At 61.7% G+C, this 1,994-nt stretch carries 3 protein-coding genes; all 3 read left to right on the plus strand.

Translation table 11 applies throughout. The features are described from left to right. Positions 1 to 200: 200 nt before the first annotated feature. Positions 201 to 842, plus strand: a complete 642-nt coding sequence (locus tag E5X34_RS32485; RefSeq protein ID WP_292573292.1) for a ThuA domain-containing protein — start codon at positions 201 to 203, stop codon at positions 840 to 842. Between the two features lie 206 nt (positions 843 to 1,048). Further along, positions 1,049 to 1,315, plus strand: a complete 267-nt coding sequence (locus E5X34_RS32490) for a type II toxin-antitoxin system ParD family antitoxin (RefSeq protein ID WP_292573295.1) — start codon at positions 1,049 to 1,051, stop codon at positions 1,313 to 1,315. A gap of 3 nt (positions 1,316 to 1,318) precedes the next feature. Then, positions 1,319 to 1,630, plus strand: a complete 312-nt coding sequence (locus tag E5X34_RS32495; protein ID WP_292573297.1) for a type II toxin-antitoxin system RelE/ParE family toxin — start codon at positions 1,319 to 1,321, stop codon at positions 1,628 to 1,630. Positions 1,631 to 1,994: the final 364 nt, after the last annotated feature.

The raw sequence follows: 1,994 nt of genomic DNA on the forward strand, positions 1-1,994 counted from the left end.
TCGTCAGGCTCATAACCTGAAGGTCACAGGTTCAAATCCTGTCCCCGCAACCAATACAAAAACAGCCCGCGAAAGCGGGCGTTTTTGCTTTTGCCCTGCGCTTCTTTCCAACTCGACTCGGCGGAGCTTTGCAGCGATGGTCGCTCGGAGCCCGCGCGCCATATATGTTCGCTCGCGGCGCGAGGCATGAGGAGAGGAAAATGCGGCAGGCGCTGATCGTATGGGGCGGCTGGGAGGGCCATGAGCCCGAAGCCGGCGCCCGTGTCGTCAAGGCGATGCTCGAGGAGGAAGGCTTTGCCGTGCGCGTCGAGAACACGACCGCGATCTTCGCCGACCCGGCGATCGCCGAGCTCAGCCTGATCGTGCCGATCTACACGATGTCCAAGCTCACCAAGGCGGAAGAAGCCAATCTGACGAAAGCGGTCGAAAACGGCGTCGGCCTTGGCGGCTACCATGGCGGCATGGGCGACGCATTTCGCGAATCGCCCGAATACCAGTTCATGTGCGGCGGGCAATGGGTCGCGCATCCCGGCAACATCATCGACTATCATGTGAATGTTACCCGGCGCGACGACCCGATCATGCAAGGCATCGAGGATTTCCCTTACCGCTCCGAGCAGTATTACATGCATGTCGATCCTTCTAACGAGGTGCTGGCGACCACCACTTTCTCCGGCTCGCACGCGCCGTGGATCGACGGCGTCGTCATGCCGGTGGTGTGGAAGCGCAGGCACGGCAAGGGGCGGGTGTTCTATTCCTCGCTCGGTCATGCAGCGTCGGAATTCCAAGTACCGCAGATGCACACCATCCTGCGCCGCGGGCTGGTGTGGGCCGCGCGCTGAGGCGGCGAGCCGGCTAAAACGCGTGGCGATCCTCGATCGGCGCCGGCGTTCTTGATCGGCATTTCGGCTGCCGCCCGATTCGGGGGAGCTCGGTCCCCAATCGAATCGCCAGGGATGAAGCGCGCCCGAATCAACCAGGACTGTCAATTCTTGCTATCTATTGCTATATCCGCTGCTTGGCCCCATATTTCTCCGGGAGGTTCCCCATGCCAAACTTTGCCTTGAACGAGCACTATGAGCGCTTCATCAGGAAGCAGCTCGAATCGGGCCGCTACAACAATGCCAGCGAGGTTGTCCGCGCCGGCCTGCGCATGCTCGAGGATTTTGAGGCGGAGCGGGAGAAGTGGCTGCGCGAGGAAATCCCGTCGCGCATGGCCGAGCTCCGGCAGGATCCGGCAAAGGCAATCCCCGCCGAAACGGTGTTTTCCCGGCTGGAGGCCCGTCATCGCGCGCGGCAGGCGAAAGCCAGGTAGGGGATGGAATACCGGATTGTCTTCCATGCGAAAGCGGAAGCCGAACTCGAACAGCTCTATGACGACATAGCCGAGCGCGCGTCGCCGGCGGTTGCCTGGAATTTTGTCGCCGGCATCCGCGATCATTGCCTTGGCCTGTCGACATTTCCACAGCGCGGCACCGAGCGGGTGGAGATCATGCCGGGGCTGCGGATCATCGGTTATCGCCGCGCGGTCAGGATCGTATTCGCTGTCGACGGCGAGCGCGTGCTGATTCTGGGCATCTTCTACGCAGGCCGGAACATCACGCCCGAATTGCTCGAGGAACGGCTCTAAACCGGCGTTCAGTCGGGCGCCGCGGCCGGCATCCGGCTAAGTGCTGCAGGCGATTTCCGGGTTGAACGCATCCGCTCGGCAGGGCGGTTGTGGCTGCTATCGCCGGGATGGTTGGCGGCGGAACGCCGGCCAAAAATGAACCAAGCCAGCTTAGCATTTTCCCCTCCGTGGATATCTCCGCGAGAAATCGAAAAAAGAGCTATCTTGGCTGTTGACAGTTCGATCGGGTGGCGACTATATACGCCCCACGAACGAGGGCGGTGCGCCGCTGGCGACGAAGAAGTTCGCTTCTAAATCTGCCCTCAGCGAAATTCAAGAGAGCCGCGTGAGCGACACTCGGAGGGCCCCGGAGCCGAGAGCGAAG

This window comes from Mesorhizobium sp. (assembly GCF_004963255.1).
Lineage (GTDB): Bacteria > Pseudomonadota > Alphaproteobacteria > Rhizobiales > Rhizobiaceae > Mesorhizobium.